11 protein-coding genes are annotated in these 13,418 nt (G+C 39.9%); 1 reads left to right on the plus strand and 10 read right to left on the minus strand.

Going from position 1 to position 13,418, the window contains the following annotated elements:
* Nucleotides 1-55 precede the first annotated feature (55 nt).
* The 3 genes from AAC073_RS10420 to AAC073_RS10430 are packed head-to-tail and all read right to left on the minus strand — an operon-like array spanning nucleotide 56 to nucleotide 3,879.
* Nucleotides 56-802: an MIP/aquaporin family protein gene (locus AAC073_RS10420; protein ID WP_339923770.1), complete on the minus strand. Its 747-nt coding sequence runs from the start codon at nucleotides 800-802 to the stop codon at nucleotides 56-58.
* 2 nt (nucleotides 803-804) lie between these two features.
* Complete coding sequence (glpK, locus tag AAC073_RS10425) at nucleotides 805-2,307, minus strand: glycerol kinase GlpK (protein WP_339923771.1); 1,503 nt, start codon at nucleotides 2,305-2,307, stop codon at nucleotides 805-807.
* A 6-nt stretch (nucleotides 2,308-2,313) separates the two neighbouring features.
* Nucleotides 2,314-3,879 (minus strand): glycerol-3-phosphate dehydrogenase/oxidase, encoded by a 1,566-nt coding sequence (locus AAC073_RS10430; RefSeq protein WP_339923772.1) that lies wholly within the window; start codon nucleotides 3,877-3,879, stop codon nucleotides 2,314-2,316.
* Nucleotides 3,880-3,976: 97 nt separating this feature from the next.
* Between AAC073_RS10430 and AAC073_RS10435 the strand changes: the two genes are divergently transcribed.
* On the plus strand, nucleotides 3,977-4,738 hold the full coding sequence (locus tag AAC073_RS10435) for a DeoR/GlpR family DNA-binding transcription regulator (protein ID WP_339923773.1): 762 nt from the start codon (nucleotides 3,977-3,979) through the stop codon (nucleotides 4,736-4,738).
* 29 nt (nucleotides 4,739-4,767) lie between these two features.
* Here the strand turns inward: AAC073_RS10435 and AAC073_RS10440 are convergent, their stop codons facing one another.
* The 7 genes from AAC073_RS10440 to tilS all read right to left on the minus strand — a co-directional run bounded on the left by AAC073_RS10440 (nucleotide 4,768) and on the right by tilS (nucleotide 13,415).
* Nucleotides 4,768-5,109, minus strand: a complete 342-nt coding sequence (locus AAC073_RS10440) for an ATP-binding cassette domain-containing protein (protein WP_339923774.1) — start codon at nucleotides 5,107-5,109, stop codon at nucleotides 4,768-4,770.
* A 17-nt stretch (nucleotides 5,110-5,126) separates the two neighbouring features.
* On the minus strand, nucleotides 5,127-5,858 hold the full coding sequence (locus tag AAC073_RS10445; RefSeq protein WP_339923775.1) for an SDR family oxidoreductase: 732 nt from the start codon (nucleotides 5,856-5,858) through the stop codon (nucleotides 5,127-5,129).
* 157 nt (nucleotides 5,859-6,015) lie between these two features.
* The gene (locus AAC073_RS10450) at nucleotides 6,016-7,680 is read right to left on the minus strand and encodes a mechanosensitive ion channel family protein (protein WP_339923776.1); all 1,665 of its coding nucleotides are present in this window, start codon (nucleotides 7,678-7,680) and stop codon (nucleotides 6,016-6,018) included.
* A gap of 52 nt (nucleotides 7,681-7,732) precedes the next feature.
* Nucleotides 7,733-10,450, minus strand: coding sequence for a hypothetical protein (locus tag AAC073_RS10455; RefSeq protein ID WP_339923777.1), 2,718 nt, complete (start codon nucleotides 10,448-10,450; stop codon nucleotides 7,733-7,735).
* 99 nt (nucleotides 10,451-10,549) lie between these two features.
* Nucleotides 10,550-11,488: a malate dehydrogenase gene (mdh, locus tag AAC073_RS10460; protein WP_339923778.1), complete on the minus strand. Its 939-nt coding sequence runs from the start codon at nucleotides 11,486-11,488 to the stop codon at nucleotides 10,550-10,552.
* Between the two features lie 87 nt (nucleotides 11,489-11,575).
* Nucleotides 11,576-12,091 (minus strand): cyclic nucleotide-binding domain-containing protein, encoded by a 516-nt coding sequence (locus AAC073_RS10465; protein WP_339923779.1) that lies wholly within the window; start codon nucleotides 12,089-12,091, stop codon nucleotides 11,576-11,578.
* The gene (gene tilS / locus AAC073_RS10470; protein ID WP_339923780.1) at nucleotides 12,075-13,415 is read right to left on the minus strand and encodes a tRNA lysidine(34) synthetase TilS; all 1,341 of its coding nucleotides are present in this window, start codon (nucleotides 13,413-13,415) and stop codon (nucleotides 12,075-12,077) included. The genes AAC073_RS10465 and tilS overlap by 17 nt, the downstream gene beginning before the upstream one ends.
* Nucleotides 13,416-13,418 lie beyond the last annotated feature (3 nt).

Here is a 13,418-nt window from a genome sequence, read left to right on the forward strand (position 1 = left end):
ATTTTCCCTCAAACGTCCACCTGAATGATAGCCGTAGCTTCCATTTGAATTGGATTTACAACCCTTCTCCAGTACCAAGAAGCAGAAAAAGCCCGGCAGCCAATGAGGCACCTAATACTGGACCAAGGATTGGCACCCAACTGTAGCTCCAGTCAGAGGTACCTTTTCCTTTTATAGGAAGCAATTGATGCATGAGCCTAGGCCCAAGATCTCTTGCCGGATTTATGGCATAGCCGGTAGTACCACCTAAAGAGAGGCCAATCACCCAAACTAAGAAGGCTACAGGCAGTGCACCGATAGAACCTAAACCTATGGGGGTCCCCTGACCATCATCTATGGTAGGGCCTGTAGAGTATAAAATAACAATAATCAATACAAAGGTACCTATCACTTCCGAGGTGAAATTGGAGGACAGTTTTCTAATTGCAGGGGCAGTACCAAATGGGGCAAACTTAAGTCCTGGGTCATCTGTGACGTCAAAGTGATCCTTATAAATTAAATAGGATATACCTGCTCCAAACATAGCTCCTAATACTTGAGCCAAAATATATCCTGGCATCATTTCCCAACCAAAATCGCCAACAATAGCCAATCCGATGCTTACTGCAGGATTTAGGTGTGCACCGCTGTGAGGTCCTGCAACCACGACTCCAATAAAAACACCCAAGGCCCATGCAGTAGTGATAACCATCCAGCCTGAATTTTGTCCTTTGGTTTTATTCAATACAACATTCGCTACTACTCCTGAGCCCATGGCCAAGAGCAAAGCAGTTCCTATAAACTCAGCTATATAAACGTTCATAATTACCCGTTTATCCAGTTTAATGATCTATCTACTGCTTTGTGCCAATAGGCTAAAGTTGATTGTATCATTTCTGTATCCTGCTTGGGTTCAAAAGATTCATCTGCCTTCCATAAGCTTCTAATTTCATCTATATCTTTCCAGTACCCTATAGCTAGTCCTGCGAGGTATGCGGCTCCCAAGGCAGTGGTTTCTATAATTTCAGGTCGTTTTATTGAGCACTGGTTCAAATCAGCTTGAAATTGCATCAAGAAATTATTGGCGGTGGCTCCACCATCTACCCGCAATTCTAAGGTTTCTTCACCAGCATCCTTTTCCATCGCTTTCAATACATCATGTACCTGAAAGGCAATGGCTTCCAATCCTGCCCTAGCCATATGAGCTTTCGTAGTTCCCCTGGTGATCCCAAAAAAAGCACCCCTTGCTTCTTGGTCCCAATAGGGGGCTCCCAACCCAGTAAGAGCAGGTACAAAATAAACGCCTCCATTGTCCTCCAAACTTGAAGCCATCGCCTCACTGTCTTTCGCATCATTAAAAATCCCTAAACCATCTCTTAGCCATTGGATACCTGCGCCACCAATAAACACACTTCCTTCCAAGGCGTAATTGACCTTATCCCCTATTTGCCAAGCAATAGTGGTCAATAGTTTATTGTTAGATTTCACGGGCTTATCTCCTGTGTTCATAACTAGAAAACAACCTGTACCATAAGTAGTTTTTGCCATTCCAGATTCTGTACACAACTGACCAAACAAGGCCGCCTGCTGATCACCAGCAATGCCAGCAATTGGAATTTTCGCCGAAAGCAAATTCCCCGAAGTTTTGCCATACACTTCACTACTAGATTTTACTTCAGGTAAAATGGCTTCAGGGATGTCCAAAAGCTCAAGCAATTCCTTGTCCCATTTCCTTTCGTGAATATTGAAAATCATGGTTCGGCTGGCATTCGTTATGTCCGTAACATGGGTCTTTCCAGCGGTCATTTTCCACACCAACCAACTGTCCACCGTGCCGAAACACAAATCTCCATTTTCAGCCTTTTCTCTAGCTCCTTCTACATTGTCAAGAATCCATTTGATCTTAGTTCCAGAAAAATAGGCATCTATGATCAAACCAGTTTTATCCTGGACCATCTCTGAATGCCCATCTTCCTTTAGCTTATTGCAATAAGCTGCCGTACGTCGATCTTGCCATACTATGGCATTGAAAACTGGTTCACCGGTTTTCCTATCCCAAAGTATGGTGGTCTCCCTTTGATTGGTAATCCCTATTGCAACCACCTGACTGGCAGTGATATTGGCTTTTGTAATGGCTTCAGTTGCCACTGAGGCTTGTGAAGACCATATTTCATTTGGGTCATGTTCCACCCAGCCGGATTTAGGAAAGAATTGCTCAAAATCCTTTTGGGCTGTGGCTACGATCTGCCCCTTTTTATTGAAGATTATAGCCCTCGAACTGGTCGTTCCCTGGTCCATGGCCATTAAATATTGGTTATTTGGGTTCATTGGGTTTTAGATATTTATTAAATACTTTCTGGCTAATTTATAAAATTCTTCTAACTCTTCACTTATCCATGCTTCATCTTTGCCAAGTTCTTTGGCCATTATTGCAGCTACCTTCGGAGCCATTAGCATAGAAGCTTTGGCATCTAGTAGTAAAATCCTACATCGGCGGGAGAGAAAGTCCTCAATTTTTAGCGCCATCTCTTCTTGCACAGCCCACACCACTTCAGCTCCAGTATATGGGTAATTCTCATGTAATTGCTCAGCTAATGTTGAATCTTTCTGCTGCAATTCAAGAATAAATTTGGTGTCTGTTCCATACAGCTGTAAATGTCCTTTTATTTTATTTTCACTGTATCCATGGAGATGCTTGTCTGCCGAAGTACTTTCTATTTTACTGATTCCATGATTTTTAAAATGAACATCCACCGTATCCTCTCCCATTTTTCTAAAAGTAGTCCACTTCCCACCAGTGATGGTGATCAACTTGCTTTTAGAAACAATTACTTTGTGACTTCTGGATATTTCTTTCGTTTTGGTACTGCCCTCTTTGGGAGCTGCAAGTGGCCGTAATCCTGCGAAAACCGACAAAACATCTGCCCTCTTGGGTGGTTTCACTAGGTAATTACTGGCTGTTTCCAATATGAAATTAATCTCAGCAGCCAAAGGCCTTGGCTCCATTTTTGGTTTTTTCACCAAAGTATCGGTAGTCCCCACCACCAACTTTCCTTCCCATGGAACAGCAAAGAGTACCCGTCCATCAGATGTTTCAGGAATCATCAATGCATCATTGCCTCCCAAAAAGGAGCTGTCCATCACTAAATGAATCCCTTGACTAGGTTGTATCATCCTGCGGGCTTCAGGATTGTCCATTTGCAAGATCTTATCCGCAAAAACACCTGTTGCATTGACCACTGAGGTTGAAGAAACTTTAAAATTCTGTTTACCTATTAGGTCCCTAAAGACCAAACCATTGATGTTACCTGAGTCATCTTTTGTTAATTTGTTGACTCTTGCATAATTAAGAATGCAACCTCCCATTTCCACACAGGTCTTGGCAATAACCAAAGCCAGTCGGGCATCGTCAAATTGCCCATCATGGTACAGTATTCCACCTTTCAAACCTTTTTGACGAATTTGTGGTAACCTTTTAATGGTTTCTTCTTTGGATACAAATTTGGATTTCCCCAGCCTAAGGCTACCAGCCATCCAATCGTAAATTTTTAGGCCAAGACCATATTTTAGTCGATCAAACTGTGTATATAAAGGAATGACAAAGGGTTGGTTGATGGTCAAATGAGGAGCATTTCTCAATAATCGGCCTCGCTCTCTTAAGGCCTCCAATACCAAACCTATTTCACCTTGAGCCAAATAACGAACACCTCCATGCACAAGCTTGGTACTTCGGCTAGAAGTGCCTTTAGCAAAATCCGATTTCTCTAACAATAAGACCTTCAAACCCCTCGATAATGCATCCAATGCAACACCCAAGCCAGAAGCACCACCTCCAATAATGACCAGGTCCCAAGCTCCCTTTTCGTCCTTAATTCTTGATAAACTATTTTTTCTATTCATCGCCAGCTTTTTACATTACTAAAGTAACACAAAAGGAAATAAAAAGAAACAAAAGGAAATTAATTTTGTATATTTGAACACCTTTATTTCTCTAATTATGATAATTGCTAAAAGACATAAGCACATTTTAGACAAGCTTGAAGAAGCGGGTTATGTGAGTGTGGCTGCTTTGAGCAAGGAAATGGATGTAACCATGGTTACGGTCAGAAAAGACCTCAGGATTCTGGAAGAAAAGGGCTTGCTTTTTAGAACCCATGGAAGTGCTACACCTGTCGCTCCCTATGTCAATGATAAGCCTGTCACTGAAAAAAGATTGGTCCAAGTCAGTCAAAAAAATGCCATTGCGAAAAGAGCCACAGCATTTCTTCAACAAGACGATGTAATTATAATTGGCTCAGGAACAACGGTCTTGGCATTTGCACAATCCATACCCAAAACGCTTTCGATAACCGTGCTTACTGCCGCCATGAATGTTAGTATGGCCTTATTGGATGTCCCAGGGGCCGAGGTAGTTCAGCTGGGCGGTGTTGTCCGCAAGAGTAGCAGCTCAGTAGTAGGCCATTTTGCCGAAAACATGATAAAGGAATTTGCTTGCAACAAATTATTTATCAGTGTAGACGGTATTGACCCTGAGTTTGGGTTGACCACCTCCAATTTATTGGAGGCCCATTTAAATAGCATCATGATCGCATCGGCGCAAAAAACAATTGTTTTAGCAGATAGCAGCAAATTTGGCAAAAAGAGTTTCGGTAAAGTCGCCAAACTGGAAGACATTGATACCTTAATCGTAGACAAGAACCTATCGGTTCACTATGTAGAGATGCTCGAGGAGAAAGGCGTTAAAGTGATATTGGTGTAGGTGATTCGCATTTCAGAAGCTAAAATTATTTATCCACGTAAAACCCTGCCATCAGCCAATTCGATAATACGTTGCGTTTTTTGAGCAAAATCTAAATCGTGTGTGACCACCAAAAGCGTCTTGTTATATTCCTCCGTTAGTTCTTTGAAAATATTGAACACGATGTCTGCATTCTTACTGTCCAAATTTCCGGTAGGCTCATCACACATAATAATCAGCGGATCATTAATCATTGCCCGGGCTATGGCGACACGTTGCTTTTCTCCTCCAGACAATTGATTGGCCATTTTATGGGCTAATTTTTCAATACCTAAATCTTTCAGAAACCCATAGGCATTGTGCTCTAATTCCTCTTCACTTAATCTATCCAACTTTAGAAACAGCAATCCTAAGCTTTACCCGTAGGCTTGATCAGCAGCTCATTGACGTTAACAGTCTTCGGCTGACTTAAAACATACAGAACAGCATCGGCAATGTTTTTCGGCTGAAGCTTGGCTTCATCTCCCCCATAATCCTTGTCTTCAAGCAACTCTTTATCTGTGATATCCTCACGTAAGTTAGTAGCTACTGTTCCAGGTTCAATGGACGTGATTCGAATATTAAAATCCGGTGACAACTCCATACGTAGGGCCCTTGAAAGGGCAATAAGTGCCGCTTTAGAAGCGCCATAAACTGCTCCGCCTTCATAAAGTTCTTTTCCATCTACTGAAGCAATGTTTACAATATGACCAGCCTTTTGCTCTTTCATTTCCGGCAATACCTCATAAATGCATCTCAGCACACCTTTTACATTTACATCTATGGTTTGAAGCCATTCATCAATGTGCCTGTTTTTAATATAACTTAAAGGCATAACACCAGCAGCATTTACCAATATGTCTATACGGCTGTAGTTGTCTTTAATTGTTTTAAATCCACTTGCCACACTTTGGCCATCACTCACATCCATTTCAATCACCAAACTTTCGTTAGGCAATTCCCTTTGAACTTCTTTTAATTTTTCTTTACTTCTACTTGCCAATACCACCGTACAGCCATTTGCAGAAAGCATTTTAGAGATGGCTTTCCCAATGCCACTACTGGCGCCTGTAATTACCGCAATCTTTCTATTTAGTTCCATTTTCAATTAATTTTTCTAAAAATCCTTTCGTAAAATTGGTTCAAAAATCAAACCATTTTTATTAAGAAAGATTTTAGTTAATACTAAACGGCTACCAAAAGTGGCGACTTCGAATAATAGACAGGACAGGCAACTTGTATGCGAACAGCATCCCAGTTTAATTATTACCCTCTCCCTTTTCAGTTTTAATAAATGCATCCAGGCGCTTCTGATAGGAAGCCTTGTCCCCTTCATAAATAGGCGTAAAGCCCCTTTTTTCCGGGAAGGTTTCCATGTGTAGCGTTTGCGTAGGAAAGGCAAACCTTACTTCCAATTCATTGGCCAGGCGAATAATTGATAAAATTAATTCTTCTCTGGCTTTCAACTCCTCCGGCCAGGAAGGCACCTTGAAAAAGACATAAAACATGATGTCTAAGCTATAAGCAGAAAGGTTGTTCAAGTAGATATTGTAATAATCTTTCCTTGTCTTAGGATGATTTTGAACGATCTTTCGCAAGCCACTCACAAACACTTCAATTAATTCAGGGGGCGTTTCGTAAGTAATTGTAATCGTACTGTAAAACCTTCTGTACTTTCTTAGCCCATGGTTATCCACAGTGGCATCTGCAATTTTCCCATTGGGAATATACACAAGCGAATTTCTAAAGGTTCTAACCCTTGTAGAGCGAAAACCTACTTCTTCTACCGTACCATCCACTTCACCGCTTGTTATCCAATCTCCTACCTGAAAAGGTTTGTCAATAAAGATCATTACCGAACCGAAAAAGTTTTTGATAGTGTCTTGGGCTGCCAAGGCGAAAGCCAATCCACCAATTGACAAGCCAGTAAGGAAAGGTACTATATCAATGCGCAAGGCATATTTCAATATAAAGAGCGATCCTATAACAATGACAAATGTTTTTAGGGTTTTTCTTACCAAAGGCACCAATTGATCATCCAGTGTAGAAGCTGTTTTGTCGGCCATTCGAGTCATATAAGCCGCAAGCACATCCACCAACTTATAAAAGATGATGGTAACAATAAAAGGTTCGGCAGCATTAAGCAAGATGGTGATCCAGGATGCGATATTGATTGGAAGTTGCAAGACTCGAATAAATATTGCCAGCAGCAGAATTATGATATAAATACTGATTATCCTGGCTACTGGTAGAAGGTACTGTTTGGCAATTTGTCCATATCCGTACCTGACAAGGAGATAATAAAAGAGCCTATCGATTAATAATGTAAAAAACTTATGGCTTGTGAAAACCATCAATACCAGAAAGAAAATCCCTACTAATTGCCACAAGTACAATCCAAAATAATCCTGATTCCCAATTCTAGGTAAAATGTCTAGCAACTTTGCTGTGCCAAATGGGTAGGTTTCCTGGTGCAGCAGTTTAATGTTTTTTACTGTGGCCGAGGAAAACTTCCACCTATCGCCAACTTTCTCCAGGTATATAGATGGAAGTATCAATTCATCAAACACATATACCTGTTGTCCGTTTCTGGCTGAATCCCTATAATCAGCAGCATTAGGAACTGTATTCATCCTAACAAATACACCTTTACCATCAAAAATCTGCTTTAGTTTGACTGCTAAAGCTGCTGCATCCTGACCTTCGCTTCCAGACATGTTCAATGCCTTTCCAGCGATTTCGGGATTGTAATGTGGTTCATTCAAATTATAGAAAAAGGTATATACTGTATGGTACGGGGAATTGAAACTATTGTGGTCTGTAGTGTCTTCAAGAATTAGTGACCCCGAATTAAATACCTGCGCCTGCAAGGGTAGGACCAATCCCGAAAAAATCAAAAAACAGATTACTAAAATATTTCGCATGCAATTATTCATTGTTATAAACCTCCCTTAATTTTCCTTGCCTTCCCTCGAATTACAATGGGATTTTGTATTCGTATAGCTTGTCGCCATACACTGCCATAAGTGTATACTCATTGTCACTTCCGGAGAAGTTTATCCAAAGGCTTTGGCTTATGCTTACTGGCTTTTGATTGATAAGCTGTCCTCTGCCATTATACAAATAGGCAAAATCCTGCACCTTGTCCAAAACGACAAATATTTGATTACCCTCACCAAATGAAAAATACATGTAAGCTATATCACTTGATGGAATATTCATCTCAAAAAACAGCTGTTCATTTGGCCGCAGCACTTTTAACTTGTTGTACTCTTCAATTACCCATACATAATCTGATTTATTCTGATCGTTCACAAGACTAAATCTCGTGTCAGTATCAGGTCTAAGCAGTTGATTTCTATAGGTAAGTTCTCCTTTGAAATTAACATTTACCACCTCTCCCTCTTCATTTATAGTCACAAGTTTGGAAGGTTCGTTGTTCCCACTTTCCTCTATCGCATAAGCCGTTGAGACACCATCCCCAAGGAGAATACCTCCTCCTACTTTGGATTCACCTCTGCGGTTAAACAAGTTTAACTTTCCATTGCGATGAAGACTTACCATAAAATCTCCGAGTCCAGGTTCCCGGTGGTGACCAGGCATATAGCTTAGCGCCCCACTTCTATAGCTATTTGGTGCCCAACCCTCCAACAATTCACCCTTCTGATCATACAGGAATAAATCACCTTCACTGTCTGCAACAAAGTACCTGTAATTCCTGTTGTTGTCATAGTCCAAGACATTTAGGAAGGCTATTTCTTTGTCTTGTAGGAATGCGATAGGATATCCTGGTAATAAATTTCCATACCTGTCCAATGCATAAATGAAGTCATTTGTAGCAAAAACAAGCTGCAGTTTACCATTTTTATAGTAATCTATTTGATGTATTTCACTAATAATGGCGCCGGGGATTTGTTGGGAAAACACCTTTTCTCCTTCCCCACTTATCAGGTGAATAAAATGGTCTTCATCCTGCACCAGAAAATCAGTGCTACGATCATTGAAGTTTTGAATCCCTTTAGGTCCGTAGATCAATGGTTTTCCAAAAGAGGTACTTCTTGATTCAGAAAGTATCATCTGTTTGTTAATTTCAGGCTCACCCAAATCAATATCTAACTTGATTTGGACAGTTCCTTCTTTAAAAATGGAAATATTCATCCAGTCAAAAGACCGAAAAACAGGTGCATATTTCTGGAATACGGGACTCCAAGAGGGGCTACTGTTTTGGATTAGAATGGGATAAAAGCGGTCATTGTTCAATATCACCCGAACCGGTGCGCCATTGTTATTCTCCTTCAATATATCCTTATAGGCCAAGGATTTTCCCCAGGTATTGTCGTTGTAATAATCTTCTAAAAGGTTTTTGACGCTTTTGAGACTATTCCCTATGATCAAGTGATTTCCTGCCATGGAAATATAACTTCTGGAAAATCCGGTGAAGTTTCCTTCAAAAATATGCGCTGGGAATTCCTCTACATCAAGCATAAAGATTTCTTTTCCCATAAAATATTCTTTGAAGAGCTTGGTGCTGTCATTTTGACTCACTTCTAATGCAAATTTCTCGAGATTTCGATACCTGCGCTCCAGATTTTCTGGATGAAGCAAAAGAATTTGGTTTGGGTTCTTTTCGAATAAATTTTCCTCCAGCACAATGGTAGCTTCACCACTCAAAGCATTTAAGAAATCTTGAATATCCTGATTTTCATCAAGCGACGCCACAATTAAGGGTCTGGGGTTAAAAGCCAAGTTGGGAATCTGTTTGAAACCTTGAAAGCTGGGAAATAGGTATTGCGATACCCAAGCAGCTCTATTGCTAATGACTGGTGCAAAAGACAATCCATTTGGAGACTCCCCTACTGATTCCATTGTCCCAGACACACCATCGGTATAAAACTGCCCTCCAAATGAGATGGTTGTATCACTGAAGGAAGGAATCAAATTAGAAGACATTTTATTTTCCCTCAGGTTTTTTAATAAAGGCTCAGCAATATCATCGGTCATCTCATTGACCAAAGATGCAAACCCTTCACCAGAAAACCGTAAGACACCTTTAGAATTTAGAGGAATAGAGGGTTTAAATAAATGAGGGTAAGATTGCTTAAAGTTTTTCAGCTCAATGGATTTTGCATAGCGAATGCCATCTTCCACTAAAAAAGAAGTATGACTTCCAATCAACACATTCTCAAAGCGGGTAAATGTGAAGGTTTTGGCCCCACCATCGGTTTTGATTTCATAAAGTTCTACACCGCTATAATTTCTTTTCTTTAGTCCTGAAATTCCATTGTCAGGTTTTTTTTCAAGTTTTTGGATAAACTCAAAAAATTGCTCGTTTTCAAAGGCTATTCCAATTAAAAAGCCAAATGCGCCTTTGCCTATAGGGTGCAGCGACAACCTAAATCGGTGTCCTTTGAGGTATTTATCAAGGTTACCACTTTTACCAGTGATGCTGTCTAAAAAAATCAATTGAGACTCAACATCAGCTAAAGCTGGAAAATTATGAAGTTTTTCCCAAACAGGTTGATTCACCAGATTGTTCCAATAGCCTACAGGATCATTGGTTTCAAAAACGAAAATAGCATTAGGAGGTACTACTTCCATCCCATTCAACCTGGAGTCAAAAAAATCGCTCTTTACCAGTAAAAAGGCGATGAACCCAAACACCAAAATCAATAAAATTATCAGCAGATTTTTCAATAGGCCCTATTCATTTAATGTTTCCAACTACTATCAAAACAACAAAAAAATCCCAACGAATCAAAGTTGGGATTTTTTTATGGTGATATAAATTACTGTTTATTTATTGCCAATTTTATCTAAAACTGCCATTACTTCTTTGACGTGACTTCTTGAAACTTCTAATAAAGCTTTTTCGTCACTGTTCAAATCCAGTTCAATTACTTTTTCTATACCATTTCTACCTAGGATTACTGGTACACCTAGGTAACAATCGTCGATGCCGTATTCTCCTTCTAGTTTGATACAAACTGGGAATACTCTTTTTTGATTTTTAACGATGGCTTCTACCATTTGAGCAGCAGCTGCTCCTGGAGCATACCAGGCAGAGGTCCCCATTAACTTAACAAGTTCTCCACCACCAGATTTGGTTCTTTCAATGATGGCATCTAAAGCTTCTTTGCCTATCAATTCAGTAACTGGGATACCCGCAACTGTTGTATATCTTGGCAATGGCACCATCGTATCTCCATGTCCACCCAATAATATTGCTTGGATTTCCTTAGGAGAGATGTCTAGTGCTTCAGCTAGAAAAGCTCTATATCTTGCAGTGTCAAGAATCCCAGCCATACCAATCACTTTTGTTCTTGGTAATTTAGAAACGATATGTGCCTGGTAGGTCATTACGTCCAAAGGATTGGATACGATGATAATGATGGCATCTGGAGAATGTTTTACAACATTTTCAGTAACCATTTTCACAATACCAGCATTGGTTTCGATCAAATCATCCCTGGTCATGCCCGGCTTACGTGGTAAACCTGAAGTGATTACCACCACATCAGACCCAGCAGTTTTAGTATAATCATTGGTACTTCCAATAGTCCTGCTATCGTAAGCGTTGATAGGGGCTTTTTGCCAAATATCTAAAGCCTTGCCTTCAGCGACTCCTTCTTTGATGTCAACTAGGACAATTTCTTCTGCTATTTCTCGGTAAGCCAATACATCTGCGCATGTTGCACCAACATTACCAGCTCCGACTACGGTTACTTTCGTCATTTTTTATAATCGATTAAGATTGAAGTTTTTTACAAAATTTGCGCTAAGTTATTAAAGAATGTCCTTTATATGAAGGATTCATCGTAATTATTCAAACATCTGTCCGAGGTTAAAAAATCCATAAGACTTCTTGTAGGAAGAAAAAAGCTGTTGATTCCTTCCATCATAGAAAGTGGCGAGGGAACTCATCATTTTAGCCTTTATCTTTTGATTGCTTTGGAATATGTCTATAATGGCATAATTCGGAATCACCCATAAAACCGCTTCCTCAGTATCCACGATTGCAGTATAGATTCTTTTGGAATTTTCCAGTAAGGAGTTTTCCCCAAACGGCTCCCCTTCCTTAATTTTTATAATCGTTTCAAAATCCGTTCGAATATCAATATTTAAGGTCACACCACCTTTTTCCAATATATAAAGTGCCTGGCTGGGATCATTTCTAAAGAAAACGACTTCGTCTTGAACATATTTTCGCTGGTGAATCGCAGGTAAAAACCTTGACATTTCCTCAAAGTTTAAATGTTTAAAAAACTTTACTTTCCCCAAAAAAGCAAAAGTTTCCCTCTCTGCAGGGCTGTATGTTTTTCTAAAAGGGTTTTTCATCTTTATGTTTATTTAAATAAAACACCTTTCTGGTTGTTGGCCTTATTTTGTATCTATCATCCACCTTAAATCCTACCAACCAAACTATTTTACCTTTGGAACACAGAACCTTAACACGGTCCTTTTTAATCAATGGCACTTTATTATCAATTAAATAATCACTCACTTTCTTAAAATGCTGCATTCCAAGTGGCATAAATCTATCTCCTTGCTCCCAATTCCTTAATGTCAATGGAAAATCCAGCAAATCAAAATCCAACATTGCATTCTCAGTAGACCGATCTATTAGTACTCCAGCATTAAGCTTCACGCAATTGTACTGGTATTGTCCTATTACAGAAAATGCAACGTCATCCAAGCCTACTTGAATAGGTTTATCAACTTCCTGTTGCTTCCCTAAAATCAAACCTTCCCTATCAATATTTAGCATCCAGCTGCCTGACAGGAATTGGCGCCCGGCTTCTTGGCTTTCAATTGCACACAATATATCCTCAATCTGTGCATATACAAAACCTTTTTTTCTCAACCAATAAAATAGTAATGATGACTTGCCAGGCACAGACACCAAACTGCTAAATGGCAGCATTTCATATCCTTCTTCGAAAACGACGTTGGCCTTAATCCAGTTATCAAAAAAATAGAAAAATGCCTTACCTGTATCTTTTATTCTATCAAAACTGTACTGCACCAATTCTGGCCCTTTGGGGTCAAACACTGAAAACAAGGGCAATAAATTATGCCTGACGAAATTTCTTTTGTAAATCGTTTTTTCATTGCTGCTGTCTTCTCTCCACTCCAGCCCATTGTCTTCCAGGTAAAGAAGTATCTCTTGTCTGGAAAAGGGTAAAAGAGGCCTCCGGATAAAATCTCTTTTACTACTCATCCCGTAAATCCCCTCTATCCCAGTACCTCTTAATAAATTAAGCATCACGGTTTCCAACTGATCATCTGCATGATGTGCCACTAGCACCCCTTGCGTTCCGAGACTGGAATTAAGCTCCTCAAACCAGTTGTACCTCAATTCTCTTGCTGCCATCTGTAGAGAAATATTCATTTCATTCATATAGGCAGCCGTATCAAAAACTTTTACATAAACTGGCACTCCCAATTGCATGGCATAATTTATTACAAACGCTTCATCCGCATCGCTTGCTGCCCCCCTTAATTTAAAATTGCAATGCGCAATCGCTATATTGAAACCGTTACTTTGGAGCATGTGGGCTAAAACCACACTATCTATCCCACCACTGACAGCCACTATGTAGGGACTTTGCACATCTAAAATGTTATTTTTGCGTACATGGTTTATAAATCGCTCCAGCATAAA

It is taken from the genome of uncultured Cyclobacterium sp. (genome assembly GCF_963977555.1).
Lineage (GTDB): Bacteria > Bacteroidota > Bacteroidia > Cytophagales > Cyclobacteriaceae > Cyclobacterium.

Excerpts from the sequence above, each read along its gene's own strand:
- mdh (WP_339923778.1), bottom strand. The coding sequence starts at position 11,488 with ATGACGAAAGTAACCGTAGTCGGAGCTGGTAATGTTGGTGCAACATGC.
- AAC073_RS10435 (WP_339923773.1), top strand. The coding sequence starts at position 3,977 with ATGATAATTGCTAAAAGACATAAGCACATTTTAGACAAGCTTGAAGAA.
- glpK (WP_339923771.1), bottom strand. The coding sequence starts at position 2,307 with ATGAACCCAAATAACCAATATTTAATGGCCATGGACCAGGGAACGACC.
- AAC073_RS10420 (WP_339923770.1), bottom strand. The coding sequence starts at position 802 with ATGAACGTTTATATAGCTGAGTTTATAGGAACTGCTTTGCTCTTGGCC.
- AAC073_RS10445 (WP_339923775.1), bottom strand. The coding sequence starts at position 5,858 with ATGGAACTAAATAGAAAGATTGCGGTAATTACAGGCGCCAGTAGTGGC.
- tilS (WP_339923780.1), bottom strand. The coding sequence starts at position 13,415 with ATGCTGGAGCGATTTATAAACCATGTACGCAAAAATAACATTTTAGAT.
- AAC073_RS10430 (WP_339923772.1), bottom strand. The coding sequence starts at position 3,879 with ATGAATAGAAAAAATAGTTTATCAAGAATTAAGGACGAAAAGGGAGCT.
- AAC073_RS10465 (WP_339923779.1), bottom strand. The coding sequence starts at position 12,091 with ATGAAAAACCCTTTTAGAAAAACATACAGCCCTGCAGAGAGGGAAACT.
- AAC073_RS10450 (WP_339923776.1), bottom strand. The coding sequence starts at position 7,680 with ATGCGAAATATTTTAGTAATCTGTTTTTTGATTTTTTCGGGATTGGTC.